At 50.5% G+C, this 15139-nt stretch carries 16 protein-coding genes; 3 read left to right on the top strand and 13 right to left on the bottom strand.

The features are described from left to right. Nucleotides 1-55 precede the first annotated feature (55 nt). The 3 genes from nirC (at nt 56) to BSPA111_RS16985 (ending at nt 2648) form a co-directional block, all read left to right on the top strand. Nucleotides 56-862 carry a nitrite transporter NirC gene (gene nirC / locus BSPA111_RS16995; RefSeq protein ID WP_183272328.1) on the top strand — a complete coding sequence of 269 codons (807 nt, stop codon included), beginning with the start codon at nt 56-58 and terminating at the stop codon, nt 860-862. A 19-nt stretch (nt 863-881) separates the two neighbouring features. Continuing rightward, entirely contained in the window at nt 882-2255 is a 1374-nt protein-coding gene (gene cysG / locus BSPA111_RS16990) for a siroheme synthase CysG (protein WP_183272327.1), read from the top strand. Nucleotides 2256-2474: 219 nt separating this feature from the next. Continuing rightward, entirely contained in the window at nt 2475-2648 is a 174-nt protein-coding gene (locus tag BSPA111_RS16985; protein WP_183272326.1) for a YhfL family protein, read from the top strand. A 43-nt stretch (nt 2649-2691) separates the two neighbouring features. Here the strand turns inward: BSPA111_RS16985 and BSPA111_RS16980 are convergent, their stop codons facing one another. From BSPA111_RS16980 to damX, 13 genes are all read right to left on the bottom strand, one after another. Further along, nucleotides 2692-3777, bottom strand: a complete 1086-nt coding sequence (locus BSPA111_RS16980) for an aminotransferase class V-fold PLP-dependent enzyme (RefSeq protein ID WP_183272325.1) — start codon at nt 3775-3777, stop codon at nt 2692-2694. 56 nt (nt 3778-3833) lie between these two features. Next, complete coding sequence (locus tag BSPA111_RS16975; protein ID WP_183272324.1) at nt 3834-5138, bottom strand: YhfT family protein; 1305 nt, start codon at nt 5136-5138, stop codon at nt 3834-3836. A 10-nt stretch (nt 5139-5148) separates the two neighbouring features. Next, nucleotides 5149-5502 carry a DUF2620 domain-containing protein gene (locus BSPA111_RS16970; protein WP_183272323.1) on the bottom strand — a complete coding sequence of 118 codons (354 nt, stop codon included), beginning with the start codon at nt 5500-5502 and terminating at the stop codon, nt 5149-5151. Nucleotides 5503-5511: 9 nt separating this feature from the next. Next, nucleotides 5512-6402: a phosphotriesterase-related protein gene (locus tag BSPA111_RS16965; protein WP_183272322.1), complete on the bottom strand. Its 891-nt coding sequence runs from the start codon at nt 6400-6402 to the stop codon at nt 5512-5514. Continuing rightward, nucleotides 6395-7630 carry a phosphopentomutase gene (locus tag BSPA111_RS16960; protein ID WP_183272321.1) on the bottom strand — a complete coding sequence of 412 codons (1236 nt, stop codon included), beginning with the start codon at nt 7628-7630 and terminating at the stop codon, nt 6395-6397. Before BSPA111_RS16960 ends, BSPA111_RS16965 begins: the two co-directional genes overlap by 8 nt. Further along, nucleotides 7623-8798 carry a YhfX family PLP-dependent enzyme gene (locus tag BSPA111_RS16955; protein WP_183272320.1) on the bottom strand — a complete coding sequence of 392 codons (1176 nt, stop codon included), beginning with the start codon at nt 8796-8798 and terminating at the stop codon, nt 7623-7625. The genes BSPA111_RS16960 and BSPA111_RS16955 overlap by 8 nt, the downstream gene beginning before the upstream one ends. Before the next feature lie 85 nt (nt 8799-8883). Beyond that, complete coding sequence (locus tag BSPA111_RS16950) at nt 8884-9240, bottom strand: PRD domain-containing protein (RefSeq protein ID WP_183272319.1); 357 nt, start codon at nt 9238-9240, stop codon at nt 8884-8886. Nucleotides 9241-9265: 25 nt separating this feature from the next. Next, nucleotides 9266-10168 carry a GntR family transcriptional regulator YhfZ gene (gene yhfZ / locus BSPA111_RS16945; protein ID WP_183272318.1) on the bottom strand — a complete coding sequence of 301 codons (903 nt, stop codon included), beginning with the start codon at nt 10166-10168 and terminating at the stop codon, nt 9266-9268. Between the two features lie 256 nt (nt 10169-10424). Continuing rightward, nucleotides 10425-11429, bottom strand: a complete 1005-nt coding sequence (trpS, locus tag BSPA111_RS16940; RefSeq protein WP_183272317.1) for a tryptophan--tRNA ligase — start codon at nt 11427-11429, stop codon at nt 10425-10427. Next, the gene (locus BSPA111_RS16935; protein WP_183272316.1) at nt 11422-12135 is read right to left on the bottom strand and encodes a phosphoglycolate phosphatase; all 714 of its coding nucleotides are present in this window, start codon (nt 12133-12135) and stop codon (nt 11422-11424) included. Before BSPA111_RS16935 ends, trpS begins: the two co-directional genes overlap by 8 nt. Beyond that, entirely contained in the window at nt 12128-12805 is a 678-nt protein-coding gene (gene rpe / locus BSPA111_RS16930) for a ribulose-phosphate 3-epimerase (RefSeq protein WP_183272315.1), read from the bottom strand. The genes BSPA111_RS16935 and rpe overlap by 8 nt, the downstream gene beginning before the upstream one ends. Before the next feature lie 45 nt (nt 12806-12850). After that, nucleotides 12851-13669: an adenine-specific DNA-methyltransferase gene (gene dam, locus BSPA111_RS16925; protein ID WP_183272314.1), complete on the bottom strand. Its 819-nt coding sequence runs from the start codon at nt 13667-13669 to the stop codon at nt 12851-12853. Between the two features lie 64 nt (nt 13670-13733). Further along, complete coding sequence (gene damX / locus BSPA111_RS16920) at nt 13734-15044, bottom strand: cell division protein DamX (RefSeq protein ID WP_183272313.1); 1311 nt, start codon at nt 15042-15044, stop codon at nt 13734-13736. Nucleotides 15045-15139 lie beyond the last annotated feature (95 nt).

The raw sequence follows: 15139 nt of genomic DNA, 5'->3' as shown, positions 1-15139 counted from the left end.
CAAACTTTCAGATCTTCATTTTTTAATTTTCTTTCACTTTCTTGGGATAACAAAAATGTTCACCGATACCATCAACAAATGTGCGGCTAATGCCGCTCGCATTGCCCGATTGTCGAAAAACAACCCGCTGGGTTTTTGGATAAGCTCCGCGATGGCAGGGGCTTACGTGGGACTTGGGATCATCCTGATTTTCACCCTCGGTAATCTGGTTGAGCCTTCGCTGCGTCCACTGGTAATGGGGGCTACCTTCGGTATCGCCCTGACACTCGTCATCATCGCGGGCTCTGAGTTATTCACTGGACACACGATGTTCCTGACGTTTGGTGTGAAAGCCGGCACTATCTCCCATGGTCAGATGTGGGGCATTTTGCCGAAAACCTGGTTAGGCAATCTGGTGGGCTCTGTGTTTGTGGCACTGCTCTACAAATGGGGTGGCGGCAGTCTTTTACCGTTAGATACCAGCCTTGTTCACACCGCTGCATTAGCAAAAACTACCGCTCCGGCTATGGTGCTGTTCTTTAAAGGCGCGCTGTGTAACTGGTTGGTTTGTCTTGCAATCTGGATGGCTGTACGTACTGAAGGTGCCGCGAAATTCATCGCTATCTGGTGGTGTCTTCTGGCATTCATCGCTTCCGGCTACGAACACTCCATTGCCAACATGACTCTGTTTGCACTTTCCTGGTTTGGCCATCACAGCGACGCTTATACCCTTGCAGGTATCGGTCACAACCTGCTGTGGGTAACGCTTGGGAATACCCTATCTGGCGTAGTATTCATGGGTCTGGGTTATTGGTATGCTACTCCGAAAGCGGAGCGTCCACAGCCTGAGCGAATCGCCGCGCCGGAGACTGCACGTAACTAATTTCTTTTGAGGATTGACCGTGGATCACCTGCCAATATTTTGTCAATTGCAAAGTCGTGACTGCCTGCTCGTGGGTGGCGGCGACGTTGCAGAACGTAAAGCGCGTTTGTTGATGGAGGCAGGTGCAAAAGTCACTGTAAATGCCCTGGACTTCTCCCCACAATTTCAGGTGTGGGCTGAACAGGGCATGATTACGTTGGTACAGGGGGAATTCCTCCCCGCGTTACTCGATGAGTGCTGGCTCGCCATTGCCGCGACAGACGACGACGCCGTGAATCAACATGTCAGCGAGGCATGCGAATCCCGCCGTATTTTCTGTAACGTTGTTGATGCGCCCAAACAAGCCAGCTTCATCATGCCATCGATTATTGACCGCTCACCGCTGATGGTTGCGGTCTCTTCCGGTGGCACATCTCCTGTTCTTGCCCGTCTGTTACGAGAAAAACTCGAAGCCATTCTGCCGCTGCATCTGGGGAAAATCGCCGCTTATGCCGGGACTCTGCGCGGCAAAGTTAAATCAAATTTCAAAACGATGGGCGAACGCCGCCGCTTCTGGGAGAAGTTCTTCTCCAATGATCGTCTGGCACAGTATCTGGCCAACGAAGACCAGAAAGCTATCGATAAAGAAACTGAGTCGATGTTCGCGACACCACTGGATCACCGCGGTGAAGTGGTGCTGGTCGGCGCAGGGCCTGGTGATGCCGGATTGCTGACATTAAAAGGATTACAGCAAATCCAGCAAGCCGATGTCGTGGTATATGATCGCCTGGTCTCCGACGACATCATGAACCTGGTTCGCCGCGATGCTGACCGCGTATTCGTGGGAAAACGCGCGGGTTATCACTGTGTTCCGCAAGAAGAAATTAACCAAATTCTGCTGCGAGAAGCGCAAAGCGGTAAACGCGTTGTGCGTCTGAAAGGTGGCGATCCGTTCATCTTTGGTCGTGGTGGTGAAGAGTTAGAAACGCTGTGTGAGGGCGGCATTCCGTTCTCCGTTGTCCCCGGCATTACTGCTGCGTCCGGCTGTTCCGCATATTCAGGTATTCCCTTAACCCACCGCGATTACGCGCAAAGTGTCCGTCTGGTTACAGGCCATTTGAAAACAGGTGGTGAACTGGACTGGGAAAACCTGGCCGCTGAAAAACAGACTCTGGTGTTTTATATGGGTCTGAACCAGGCTCCAGCCATTCAGGAAAATTTGATTAAACACGGTATGACCGCAGAGATGCCGGTCGCGCTGGTCGAAAACGGCACAGCGGTAAAACAACGTGTTGTCAGCGGAATATTAAGCGAGCTCGGCACATTATCGACTCAGGTTGAAAGCCCGGCATTAATTATTGTTGGCCGTGTTGTGGCATTGCGCGATAAATTAAATTGGTTCTCGAATCACTAAAGATATTATCTTAGATAAAAGATAGCCTGCTGGTTAATTCCCGCAGGCTTTTTTATTTCTGAGTTCTGAGTACAAACGGAATTTTAATTAGCAATACGATTAGCATTTAATGTCGGTAGGATTGCGGACTTAGCAATTTCCCTTTCATCACATACACTTAATCGCCTTTTTTATATTAAACATCATCCATATTATTCTATTTATAACCAGGGAAGACTCATGATTAAGCTCGTGAAAATTGCTACCGTATTTACTGTATTATCCACATTGACTGCATGTAGCGGACACATTGAAAACAAAAGCAAAAACTGTGGTTACGACTACCTTCTTCACCCAGCTATTTCTATTTCAAGAATCATTGGCGGCTGCGGCCCTGCGGATGAGTCTAAATAAGCAAGTACTCGAAATCGCTCTCATATTATGAGAGCGATTTTATTTATAGCCCCTGACAACTTTCCTGCAAAATACGCAACACCGTCTGCATCCCACTGCGATTGGGATTAATACGAATCATACGTTGTTCAAGCGTTGGGTCGGTCTGCCGAAACGTGCCGGACACCCGGTAAAACAACGGTGGGATTTCATATTTCGACTCGGCTCCGACCGGATACGGCAACGCCCCCAATTTCTGCGCTGAATAAAGTACCTTTTCCGCAATCGGCTGATGAAACTCCACCAGAAGAACTTTAGATTGGGCGTTAGCAATAAATGCATGTTTAACCTGTGGAATATGCCCAGAGTTCAGCGCCTCAACAAGGTTGTTGTTAACCTGCGACTGAACCGCGTGCATCACTGGCGCGAACACCAGCCCACGCAAGGCTTCCATTGCCTGGAACCCCTGAACCTGGCTGCCACCTGAATACATACTCTGTCGCACAGCACTCACCACTTTTTCCTCCCCCACTACCACGCCAATTCCCGGTGGGCCGAAAAGTTTAAAGCACGAGAAAGTAGAAAGTGTGGAGCCGCATTCGCACCCAATATTGTCTACTTTCATCACCGCATAATTATCATCAGTCAGTGACGGCAATCCGTATTGGTTAAAGCAAGAGATAACATGGTTCAATTCGTATGAATCATCTAACTTTTGCCGCGTATGCTGGATAAGTGCGGCCTTCGGCTGGTGCAATTCAATCACTTTTTTGACTTCCTCAAGCTGATTAAAATCGGCACGAATCAGTCGCAAACCCATCTGTTCGGCAATGACGGCAGTCGTGGGGTAAAGAGGGGCATCGTGGATAAGTAAACTTTCTCCCGCATTCAACATAGCTGCCAGGCCGCTACGAATCGCCCCCGTTCCAGCCCCCTGAACGAATGCCGCCGCCGGTGCGCCAAAGAAATTGGCCAGCACGGCCTCAACACGACGAGTCATCTGCGGCTGATTCAGGCCGGGAACCAAACCCAAATCGCCGCCATTGAGAAAATCACTGCCGGGAAAATGCCGACAAATCACATCCACCAGTTGGAACTGCTTACACTGCGCCTGCTCCATCGTCAGGCTTTGCAAAGGCCAGGTTTTCACTTTACTCGCTCCATGAAAGCCTGCCGTCGCGATCAACAGCAGGCGTAAGGAAGGGATCAGACCGGAACGAACAGGCCGCAATAGTAGAGAATGTTAAGCACAATACCGGTAATCAGCACTGCGACGACAGGTGAGGCCATTTTCTGAACCGGACGCCCCAGTGATTCATTAAGGAAATAGAGCGCGGCGGCGATGGTAAAACCGGTGTATCCCGCCATTTTGATGGCGGCAAATATAGAGCCAACCAGCAATGCCATTTCCATCAGCATATTCATCGCGTTACGGATGTTATCTGAGGCATTTCGCACCGAAGGATATCGCCCCAACCATTTACCAATGGAGCGTAACAGCAGCACTTCTGCAGAAATGACCAACGCCCCCACCACAAAGGCAATCAACGGGTTAGAGATTAAATAGCCCACAGCGAAGACAAAGGTGAAGCCCGCGACAGCATAAACACCCGTCGCCAGCGCGGTGGTTGCTATCATGGGTACAAATCCCAAACCGCGCATGAATTCAGCCAGCGCCGCCTGGTTTATCAGGGTCTGCGACTGCGCCGGATCAAGTCCCGCCGTATAAGCCTTCTCAAGCGTGAAGATAGACACTTCTGAACCCGCAAAAATCTTCATGCTGGCTACGGCTGCAATCAGGCCACCGACAATCGCGATGTACGGCAGGTTCTTGATGATTCGCGATGTTCGCTCTTCAAAGACCGACGAACCGCCATCGTCGCCATCTCGTTCATCGCGAGTGCGATGATCCTGCGAAATCGCAATGCCCAACAGCATGACCATGCCGACGAAAATCTCAATAGATTCAGGGTTGAGATGCGGGAAGAAGCGCACGATGAGCACGCGCGTCATCAATACCACTACCGCCGCGAACAGGCTGTTCTTCCAGCCAAATTGATAGAAAATCGCCACCAATGGGAACAGCGCGAAAGCCGAAACGACCGGAGAACTCAGTTCACCAAGCGAACCCAGCACGTCTACCGGCAGCGCCGTCAGCAAATGGTTTACCGGCAGCAGGCAGGTGAGGATCAGAATCCCCCAGACCGCGCCCAGACCAAACGCCAGTGCACTATTAAAAGCCAACACACCGATAATATCCGTCGGCAAAAACAGCAACCAGCTGTTGAGCAAACCTGTTTTGAGCGTAAACGAAATACCGACCGATGCTACAAAGCCAATACTCAGTCCGAATGCAATACTTCCCGCCTCGCGGCGATTCATATTGCCTTCAATAAGCTGAGGCAAAATGGGGCGAATACCATCGTGGAATACCGCCGCCGACTTATGCGCCAGCAGTGCCGTCATGCCGGTCAGGCAAGCAACCACGAGAATCTGAATGTAGAAATCCATAGCGCCGCCTTTATTTTAAGTGGGCGATAAGCATCGGAATGGCATGTTCGATATGCTCAACCGACAGGCCAAAAGCGACTTTTCCTTCCGCGACCATTTTGGCGACCTGCTCTTCCTTCGCCTTAATTCCCGGCTTCGCTATGGTGCAACTTTTGTTGTAGCCAATTATCGCAATAGCGATAGACAATGCGGCCCCCGCCCCGGTGTTGCAGGCGCCAATGTAGTAATCAAGCTGGCCGGATTTAACCTTCGTGGCCGCTTCCATATCGTTGTAAATAAACACTTCAAAGTGATTAGGTGCAGAAGTCTCGATGGTTTTTTTAATGAGCTCACGCTGTAAGCCAGCAACGCCAATCTTTTTCATGGGAATTCCTTATTTAAAGAATACAGAGGGATTGTCACGCAACATCAAATCAACGTCGGCCTGGGTGAAACCAGCCTCCCGCAATAAAGGGACAAACGTTGTCAGCAAGTAATCAAAACCAAGGCCGCCATTCGCCTTTAAATGTGAGCGGCGGGTAATATCCATCGAGAGCATGACGTGGTCCAGCAGGCCGCGGCGGGCAATTTCTTGCAGCATCGCCACGCGTTTCTCATCCGGGTAATAGTTGTTTTTACCGATGGTATCGAACTGAACGTACGCGCCCTGTTCAATCATGCGCAGAATGTTGTCGAGGTTATCTTTCAGGTCACAATGACCGACGACAACGCGCGAGAGGTCCACGCCGTGCTTTTTCAGTAGCGCCAGTTGCTCAAGCCCCATGGTGCTAAACGAGGTATGGGTAGAAATCGGGCGACCCGTTTCCCGATGGGCTATGGCTGCGGCGGCGAACACTTTAGCTTCGTCCGACGTAATCACATCCACACTCGACCCAATTTCAGCAATGATCCCGGCTTTTAAGCGGGTGTCATCAATGCCGATTTCTATTTCGGCGATCATCTCCTTCGCCAGCGTTTCCACTGGGGTTGTGGCAACATGCTGCGGGAAAAAATTATGCTGGTAGTAACCCGTGCAAGCCATCACGTTCATTCCGGTGTCTTGCATAATATCGAGCAAAAACTGCGGATTACGCCCCATGTATCGATTGGTCATTTCAATAATGTTGCGTACGCCCTGGGCATAGAGCGATTTCATTTCTGCACAAATCAGGTCGTATTGATCCAGGCGGCAATCAATGTTGTTTTTAAATGACGACAGATCGATATGCAGATGTTCGTGAGCGTAGGTGTAGCCCTTCACATCAATTCGCGATTGTTCAACCATGATTGCCTCCAGTGTTTGTGTTATGCAGCAGTGACAGGAACGAGGTGCCGTTTTGTGGTGCGCTTGCGCTGAAGAAATCGCAAACTGTTGCGCCAACATCGGACAGTGTTGTTCTGACGCCAAGATGCGCGCCGGTGATTCCCGGTTGCCAGACCAGTAACGGCACGTTTTCACGCGTGTGTTTGCTGTGACCAATCGTGGGATCGTTGCCGTGGTCGGCCATGACGACCAGACAATCACCAGGCTGCATTGCGCTCATTAGCCGACCGAGGTTCTCATCTACAACCTGTAACCTTTCGGCATAGCGATCCACGTCCTGGGCGTGCCCGGCTAGATCGGTTTCCTGAATGTTGGTACAGATAAAAATATCCCCCGGCTTTTGGAGTTCATTGAGCGTAATGTTCATGATCTGCTGGGTATCAACGAGGTTCTGGTAGCTAACGCCATGCGGGTTAATCGCAATATCAGCCACTTTGCCCACCAATACGGTTTTGATATTCACCTCATGCAGTTTTTGTGGAACCTGCACGCTGGCATTGACCCCAAAACCCATGTGAACAACCTGGAAACCGTGTTGATAGACTCCGGATCGTGGTGCGTTTATGCCGATATACTGGCCCAGTTTTTCCTCAGCGGCGTCCAGTAGCTGCTGGCTGCTTTCCAGCAAACCGCCGAATGCAATCACTCGCCCAACCTGGACACAATGACGAACAATCTCACCTATGACGCGAACTTCTTCAAAAGAAATAGCGTTTAAATTTGCGCTAATATTAAACACTTGCCCGAGATCGGCTTCGAGGTTATCGCCAATGGCAACGGCCTGATTTACCCACAAATATTGCAGGTCGCTGCCCTTACGCTCGACCTGCCAGCAATCGGCAATTAACGCGCGTTCAACATCATCAATGACCGCTGAAAAAGGCATGCGCAGAGGCGGTTGTGGCCGAGTGCCCAGAATTTCCTGATGGCCCATAAAAGTGTCGCCACCTTCATGTTGCAACATGGCCGTCCCGTAAACAGCGCTCGCAGAGGATTGCATCGCCCCTTCCGTAAAGCCCAGTGCATTAATCAAACCGAGTTTTTCCAGCACCGGTAAACTTAACTGCGGGAAGCATTGCAAAATATGCCCGCAAGTGTTGGCACCGATATCCTCTGGCCTGACTTGCGGCACATCATCCATGGCGCCCACACCAAAACTGTCTATCACCACGACCACAAATTTACTCACGCAAACCTCCAGCGATAGGGTTACCGAGACTGTCGTACAGCGCTTCTAGCACCGGCTTTCCGTGGCTTATCCCGGAGACCAACGCCACATCGCTGCGCGTAACAAAAACCTGTGTCCGGAAGCACATGACGACCGGTGCGCCCACTGGAAACTCGCCCGCAAGGCCGATGTGGTAGTCGATGCTGCTGTCATCCATTGGCAGTATTTTTGCAGGCACCGCGTCACTGTCTGCTGCCGGAAAAACCAGGGCATTTTGCGCATGGCCCCGGCGATAGTAGCCCCCGCCAAAACAGTAACTCCGCCCCTGGAATTGATGCGATATTTCAGTGAGATACAACATGGCGATACGCTCTGGTTGGTCGCCGTGTTGATTTGCAGGAATCGTACCCGTTAGTGCATGACCCGGTTCTGCATGTGTCACGCCGTACTGCGCCAGCAGGGGTAACGAGCTACAGCTGGACGCAGATGGCGCATTAATTTGTGCCAGTTCAATTCCCTGCGTACGAAGCAGATCGCGAGCATGTAGTAACGTGGTCAAATTCGGTGTTGGCTGCGTTTGTTGCATGTCCTCATCCCACAACAAACAAGGGAAGTGAGTCAGCCCGGTGATTTTTACCCCAGGCATTTTCTGGATGGCAGCAACCACTTCGCGCAACGTTGAAAACGGGAATCCCGCTTCCTGACCTGGATACAATGTGTCTTTATCGCCAAAAACTTTGAGCATGATTGGCTGAATCTGCCCGCAGTGCAGCGCCGCATCAGAAATTTCCTGCGCTTTCTCCAGTGAGAAAATGGTGATCATTTCTGGTGAAGCGTTAACGCTTTCCACTATTAAACTTTTGGGTACCTGAACCAGATGCCCAACGTGGGAAACCGGAACACCCGCGTTACGCAATGTGCGGGCTTCTTTAAAATCCACCGCGACAGTGCCATGAAAGCCCAACTCAATCAGGCGTGTCGCAATCCACGGGTTACGCCCCAACTGTTTCGTCATCAGATAGAGCGTGATGCCCAGGTTTTCCGCTGTTTCCAGCAGGCGACGACCGTTCTCCATCACCTGATCAACATCAATCACGCAGGTATCTGGCAGAATGTCGCCCTGTTGCCATAACTTAATTGCGGCCTCAATCAGCGCCGGATTTTGTGCCTTGAGTGCTTCAATAAACATGCCTTTGCCTCTCGACTCCATGCTGCAAAAAATCTAAATAATCATTTTTTTGAATATTTAAGATAAAGCAGTTTGCTGACAATAATTATTCTTTGCTCGCCATCCACAGGCTAAAAAGATTGGCGAGCAGATAACCTTCTTCATTGGGATGAAGCGTGACATCAAATGGAGACAGCATGGCGCGATGAATCTGCAGCAGCTGCGTATAAACCTGCGAGTTGACGATTTCTTCCAGCAACTCGTCATCAAGCGGGCCGATCTCTTCACCCCGGCGGCTGCGCATCAATGCATTCGCCATATGAGTGATCGCCATTTCCCCCTGTTCGTTTCGCAGCGGAATGGACCATTCCGTTTCCAATTGGATAACAACACCTAACATGCCGTCGCAGATATCCCTGTCGATAAGGCCTGCATCGCATAACAGATTTAACCGCTCTTCCATCCCGTATTACCCCCTGGTGAAATACTCAATAACTTGGCTCTTGTTCACCCAGCAGAACTCTTTGCTGATGAGCAAGCAGCTCATTTTTGTTCACGACCGTGCGCAGAAGTTGCTGGATTGGCACATCATCGGCACGCGTCAGCACTACCGCTTCTGAGGCTTGCACAAAACGGGCATCACCCTGCAAAGGCAGCGCTTCCAGACCGAGCAATTCAAGCGAGTCCTCGCCGCCCACGTTCCAGATAACGGCGTCAATTTCACCTTTTGCGACGCGGTTAATACACTCGTGATACGGCACATCGAGGATCTCAACCGGCTGACCAGAAAAATAAATCTCCGTCATAATTCGCTGGTCGGCCGATCGCGGGTCTAGCCCTACGCGCTTAATTTGTTGTGTATCCACACGGCATATGAGTTTATGTTCACCCACGTAAGTATGCGGACCCAGCTCCAGCGCAATACACACATCTGTATTATCCAGATAACTCTGCGCCGCGAGCCGCGAAACCACCGCCAGATCGTAAACACCATTCAACAGGCATTCCACGCGAACATCCGAGCCACGCATATGCGCGTAGTAAAATGGAATCCCATCAAACTGAGCTTTTAACCCACTGGCTAAGCCTTCATATAGACGGGTGTAGGGCAGCGGCATGGCACACACGACGTTGCCAATATCCGCAAAAGCCAACAGGATTTTGTTATCCATACTCACCAGATAACTTCCGTTGCGCCCGCGTCGCTCAACTTTTACCGCACCTGCTTTCTCAAGAGTTTTTAAGGCTGCCTGAATCAAGCCCACGGAGAAACGGCATTCAGTCGCCAGTTCATCGATGGTTTTCAGGCGACTGCCTCTTTTTTCGCCCAGTAAATAACGCGCCAGGCTGGCCTGCGCAACGCCCTCTTTTTTGATAAAGCTACGGCTCATATTTAATCTTCATTTTATTGAATGGTTATATCTTCATTAAATTGAATATAAATGGCAAATGGGGAAGATGCAAAAAGAGAATGGGATCACAAAAGAAAAGGGAATGATGGAGGGTTTGAGATTCATTGCCCTCACCCCAGCCCTCTCCCCCAGGAGAGGGAGAAAACCGAGCAATCCTCTTGCCTTGAAGGAGAGGAAGAAAACCGAACAATCCCCTCTCCTTCAAGGAGAGGGTTAGGGTGAGGATGGTTTTAAACTACGGGTGGGCTACAAACCCAATCACCTCATAAACTTTTTTCAAGGTGGCGCTCGCATGCGCGCGCGCTTTCTCGGAACCGTCTTTCATCACTTGCTGCAAGTAGGCTTCATCGTTACGGAAACGGTGAAAACGTTCCTGCAACTCAGTCAGCATGCCGGAAACAGCATCAGCAACTTCACCTTTCAGATGACCATACATTTTGCCTTCAAACTGCTGCTCAAGTTCTGGGATAGATTTCCCTGTAACGCCCGCCAGAATATCCAACATATTGGATACACCAGCTTTGTTAGTGGTGTCGTAACGAACAACAGGCGGCTCATCAGAGTCAGTGACCGCACGTTTGATTTTCTTCACTACCGCTTTCGGGTCTTCCAGCAGGCCGATAACGTTGTTGCGGTTATCATCTGATTTAGACATTTTCTTGGTCGGCTCAAGCAGAGACATCACGCGCGCGCCAGACTTCGGAATAAACGGCTCAGGCACTTTGAACACATCACCATACAACGCATTGAAACGTGCAGCGATGTCGCGGCTCAGTTCCAGGTGTTGTTTCTGATCTTCGCCGACCGGGACCAGATTGGTTTGGTACAGCAGAATATCCGCGGCCATCAGCACCGGATAATCAAACAGACCCGCGTTAATGTTTTCCGAATAACGGGAAGACTTGTCTTTAAACTGAGTCATACGGCTCAGCTCGCCGAAATAGGTATAGCAGTTCAGCACCCAACCCAACTGTGCATGTTCTGGCACGTGGGATTGTACGAAGATGGTGCTTTTAGCCGGGTCAATACCACAAGCCAGATACAGTGCCAGCGTGTCGAGCGTCCGTTTACGCAGTTGTGCTGCATCCTGACGCGCAGTAATCGCATGCTGATCGACGATACAGTAGATGCAATCGTAATCGTCCTGCATATGGACCCACTGACGCAGCGCACCCATGTAGTTACCAATGGTCAATTCACCTGATGGCTGTGCGCCACTAAAGACAATGGGCTTACTCATGTTCTGATTCCTGATGTTCTTTGTTAGAGAGCCCTAATGCGGGCAATAACTCGTTGAAATGGTCAAATATGTAGTCTGGTTTGCTCAACTCGATGGATTCACCGTAGTTGTAGCCGTAGGTCAGGCCGACGGAACAACATCCGGCTGCCTGTGCTGCGAGAATATCATTGCGGGAATCGCCAACAAACAGCAACTCTTCGGCGCTCAGATTCAACTGTTCCATCACTTTGTGCAGCGCTTCGGGATGCGGTTTTTTATTCTCCACATCGTCGCCGCCAATAATGATTTTGAAATAATGTGCGATACCCAACCTTTCCAGCATCGGTAACACAAATGGCGTCGGTTTGTTGGTGACCAGACCCATCGGCAGGCCTTTTTCAGCGAATACCGCCAGCGTGTTAGCCACTTCCGGGAACAGGAAGCTGCCTTCCTCCGCCGTTTCCGCATAGAAGGTATCAAACAGTTTACGCGCGATACGACATCTGTCGGCTTCTGGCTCTTCGCCTTTTAAAGCCCAGGTCAGCGCACGCTTAACCAGCACGTCTGCACCATTGCCGATCCACTTTTCAACTTTGTCTTCACCTGCCGTTGGCAACTCCAGGGCATACAGCGTCTGGTCCATTGCCTGGGTTAAACCCAGCGCGGTGTCAACCAGCGTACCGTCTAAATCAAAGGCGATACCGCGAATTTTATTTAACTTATCCATGACTTACCTTTGCCAACTCACTTCGCATACGGTCAATTACGGCTTTGTAATCTGGCTGATTGAAAATCGCAGAACCGGCAACAAACATATCAGCGCCTGCTGCGGCAATTTCAGCGATGTTGTCAGCTTTCACGCCGCCGTCAACTTCCAGACGGATGTCATAACCGGAAGCCTCAATACGCTCGCGCACCTGACGCAATTTTTCCAGCGTATGAGGAATGAAAGATTGCCCGCCGAAACCAGGGTTTACGGACATCAGCAAAATCACATCCAGCTTATCCATCACATGATCAAGACAACTCAGCGGCGTTGCAGGATTTAGCACCAGCCCTGCTTTGCAGCCGTGTTCTTTAATCAGTTGCAGGGAACGGTCAACATGTTCGGACGCTTCAGGATGGAAGGTGATGATGTTGGCACCCGCAGCGGCGAAATCCGGAATAATACGGTCAACGGGTTTCACCATCAGATGCACATCAATAGGGGCGGTAATCCCATAATCTCGCAGGGCTTTTAATACCATCGGGCCGATGGTGAGATTCGGAACGTAATGGTTATCCATAACATCAAAATGGACGACATCCGCACCAGCAGCCAGCACAGCAGCCGTGTCTTCACCCAGGCGGGCAAAATCGGCTGAGAGGATTGATGGGGCAATCAAAAACTGTTTCATCCGCTTCTCCAGTAGCAAATCATTAACGTCTGCGGGCGAAACAGCTTAGGCACCGACTTTATACAGCGCTAGCAGTTCGTCCACCTTGTTACGTTTTCCGCCATTCCGGCTAATACTGCGTCGCACTTGTACCACGTGCAGTTTGGCTTGCTGATACCACAACCGGGTGAGCTCTGTATCATGGTTAGAAATCAGAACCGGGATGTGATTTCCTTGCAAATTTTCCGCTAACTGCGCCAGGTGTTGCTGCTGCACCATATTAAAGCTATCAGTGTGATACGCCGTAAAGTTAGCAGTAGCAGACAATGGCGCGTACGGCGGGTCGCAATAGACAACAGAACCCGCGGTTACATTCGCCATGCTGACGTCATACGACTGGCACAGGAATGTCGCGTTTTGTGCTCGTTCGGCAAAATGATACAACTCTTCTTCCGGGAAGTAGGGTTTGATGTAGCGGCCGAACGGGACATTGAATTCACCACGTAGGTTATAACGACAAAGGCCGTTGTAACAATGGCGGTTCAGATATAAAAACAGCAAAGCACGACGGAACTCATCTTTGCACAGATTAAATTCAGTTCGATTGAGATAGAACGCTTGTTCGTCGTTTTGTGCAGCGGTAAAGAGTTTTCGAGACTCCTCAACGTACTCATCCGTGCGGGTTTTAACGATGTTGTATAGGTTAATCAGATCGCTATTAATATCTGCGAGGATATAACGGGAGTAATCAGTATTCAGAAAAACTGAGCCGGCACCGACAAACGGCTCAATCAAACAATCACCTTTCGGCAGATACTTTTTAATGTCTTCGAGCAGGGGGTATTTACCCCCTGCCCATTTCAGAAAAGCGCGATTTTTTTTCATGCTGCCTAACTATTTACACCTTTTCCAGCTGTGGAAAGGTTCCAACAGCGGCTGCGCTTGTTCATCACTTCAGATCAGACTGAACCTGATGGATAGGTTTTGCCCATGGGTTCTTGGCCTGCACATCAGCTGGCAATGTTGCAACAGCACGTTTCGCCTCATCTTTGCTGGCGTAGATACCGCTAACCAACACATACCATGGCTGACCATTTCGTACTGTCTGGTAGACCATATAATGTTGCAGATTCTCTTTCTTCGCCCAGGCATTCAAGTTTGCTGAGTTAGAAGATGAGCTGAGCTGTAAAGTGTAATGGCTACCAGGAGCGCCTTTGATTGCACCAGCATCACCCGCTACCGCGCCAGTAGCCGCAGTCACAGGGGCTGCTGTCGTGGCTTTCGGTGCTGAAGACGTTGCTGTCTCAGTGGCTGTGGCTTTTGGAGTAGTTGCGGTAACCGGTGCTTTAGCTGGCGCGGTCGCCGTTGGTGCTGGAGCCGTCACTGCTTCGCTACGTTTCGCAATCACCACAGGTTTTGGTTCAGCGACTACTGTGCTTTTCGCGACCGGCTGTTGCTTAGCCGGTTGAGCTTTGTGTTGCGGCTCAATCACAGCAGTTTTACGTTCTTGACGTGGTGCCGCTTGCTTCGCTGGTTCAGATTTCGCGACCGGGCGTGGAGCGGTAGTTGAGCTATTGCTACCCGCAACCGCCGCAACTGTAGCTGGCGCTGTTGGCAACGTTGAATTGCTCACGACATTATCAATCTGACCCGATTGTTGAGTCAGTGCATTATTCAGATCACCCGGAACTTCAACACGCTGCTGGCCCTGAGGTACAGGCTGAGTTTGCGCGTCAGTAGGGGTTGAAGAAATTGCAGGAAGAGTCACTTCTTGTGGGTTCGCGGCATTTTCTGTCTGATTGGCCGCAGTTGTCGAACCATTAGCCTGATCGGCGGTGTTGCCCGCAGCGCCAGACAAATCGATGTTTTTCTCAGCACCAGGTGTCTGATCTGCAGTTTCAGTCGTCGAAGGGGCTTTCAGCGCCGAGCCAATTCCAATGATTAATAGCAGCAGCACTAGAACACCAATGCCCATCATCAGATGCTGGCGAGATACCGGAACTTTCTGTTTAGCGGATTTTTTACGAGCACGCGCCGGGCGACGTTCTTCAGCATCAACTTGAAGATCATCTTCGCTTTCATACTCTTCTTCATCACGAGTACGGCGGGAACGCGCTGGACGAGGCTCGTCGGCATCTAATTCAACATCATCGACATTGATTTGTGGCTCACTCTCGCGCTCATCAGCTCTACGGGTACGACCTGAACGACGATCGCTGGGATCGGGTTTCAGCTCATCTTCCGGTTTAAACTCATCCATTTAACACCCCACTAAAAGGCTTATGCCAGCGATTCGTACTCAGCACATCACCCGAAGTTAAAAATCGCCTGACTGCAGCGACCGAAATTTCTAAT

The sequence above is a fragment of the Buttiauxella sp. A111 genome, assembly GCF_014189855.1.
GTDB classification, from domain to species: Bacteria; Pseudomonadota; Gammaproteobacteria; order Enterobacterales; family Enterobacteriaceae; genus Buttiauxella; species Buttiauxella selenatireducens.
This window is presented reverse-complemented; position numbering and strand designations above follow the sequence as displayed.

Coding starts and splice junctions, on each gene's coding strand:
- rpe (WP_183272315.1), bottom strand. CDS start 12,805: ATGAAACAGTTTTTGATTGCCCCATCAATCCTCTCAGCCGATTTTGCC.
- BSPA111_RS16950 (WP_183272319.1), bottom strand. CDS start 9,240: ATGGAAGAGCGGTTAAATCTGTTATGCGATGCAGGCCTTATCGACAGG.
- trpS (WP_183272317.1), bottom strand. CDS start 11,429: ATGAGTAAGCCCATTGTCTTTAGTGGCGCACAGCCATCAGGTGAATTG.
- yhfZ (WP_183272318.1), bottom strand. CDS start 10,168: ATGAGCCGTAGCTTTATCAAAAAAGAGGGCGTTGCGCAGGCCAGCCTG.
- BSPA111_RS16970 (WP_183272323.1), bottom strand. CDS start 5,502: ATGAAAAAGATTGGCGTTGCTGGCTTACAGCGTGAGCTCATTAAAAAA.
- BSPA111_RS16955 (WP_183272320.1), bottom strand. CDS start 8,798: ATGTTTATTGAAGCACTCAAGGCACAAAATCCGGCGCTGATTGAGGCC.
- BSPA111_RS16985 (WP_183272326.1), top strand. CDS start 2,475: ATGATTAAGCTCGTGAAAATTGCTACCGTATTTACTGTATTATCCACA.
- BSPA111_RS16935 (WP_183272316.1), bottom strand. CDS start 12,135: ATGGATAAGTTAAATAAAATTCGCGGTATCGCCTTTGATTTAGACGGT.
- dam (WP_183272314.1), bottom strand. CDS start 13,669: ATGAAAAAAAATCGCGCTTTTCTGAAATGGGCAGGGGGTAAATACCCC.
- damX (WP_183272313.1), bottom strand. CDS start 15,044: ATGGATGAGTTTAAACCGGAAGATGAGCTGAAACCCGATCCCAGCGAT.
- BSPA111_RS16965 (WP_183272322.1), bottom strand. CDS start 6,402: ATGGTTGAACAATCGCGAATTGATGTGAAGGGCTACACCTACGCTCAC.
- BSPA111_RS16975 (WP_183272324.1), bottom strand. CDS start 5,138: ATGGATTTCTACATTCAGATTCTCGTGGTTGCTTGCCTGACCGGCATG.
- nirC (WP_183272328.1), top strand. CDS start 56: ATGTTCACCGATACCATCAACAAATGTGCGGCTAATGCCGCTCGCATT.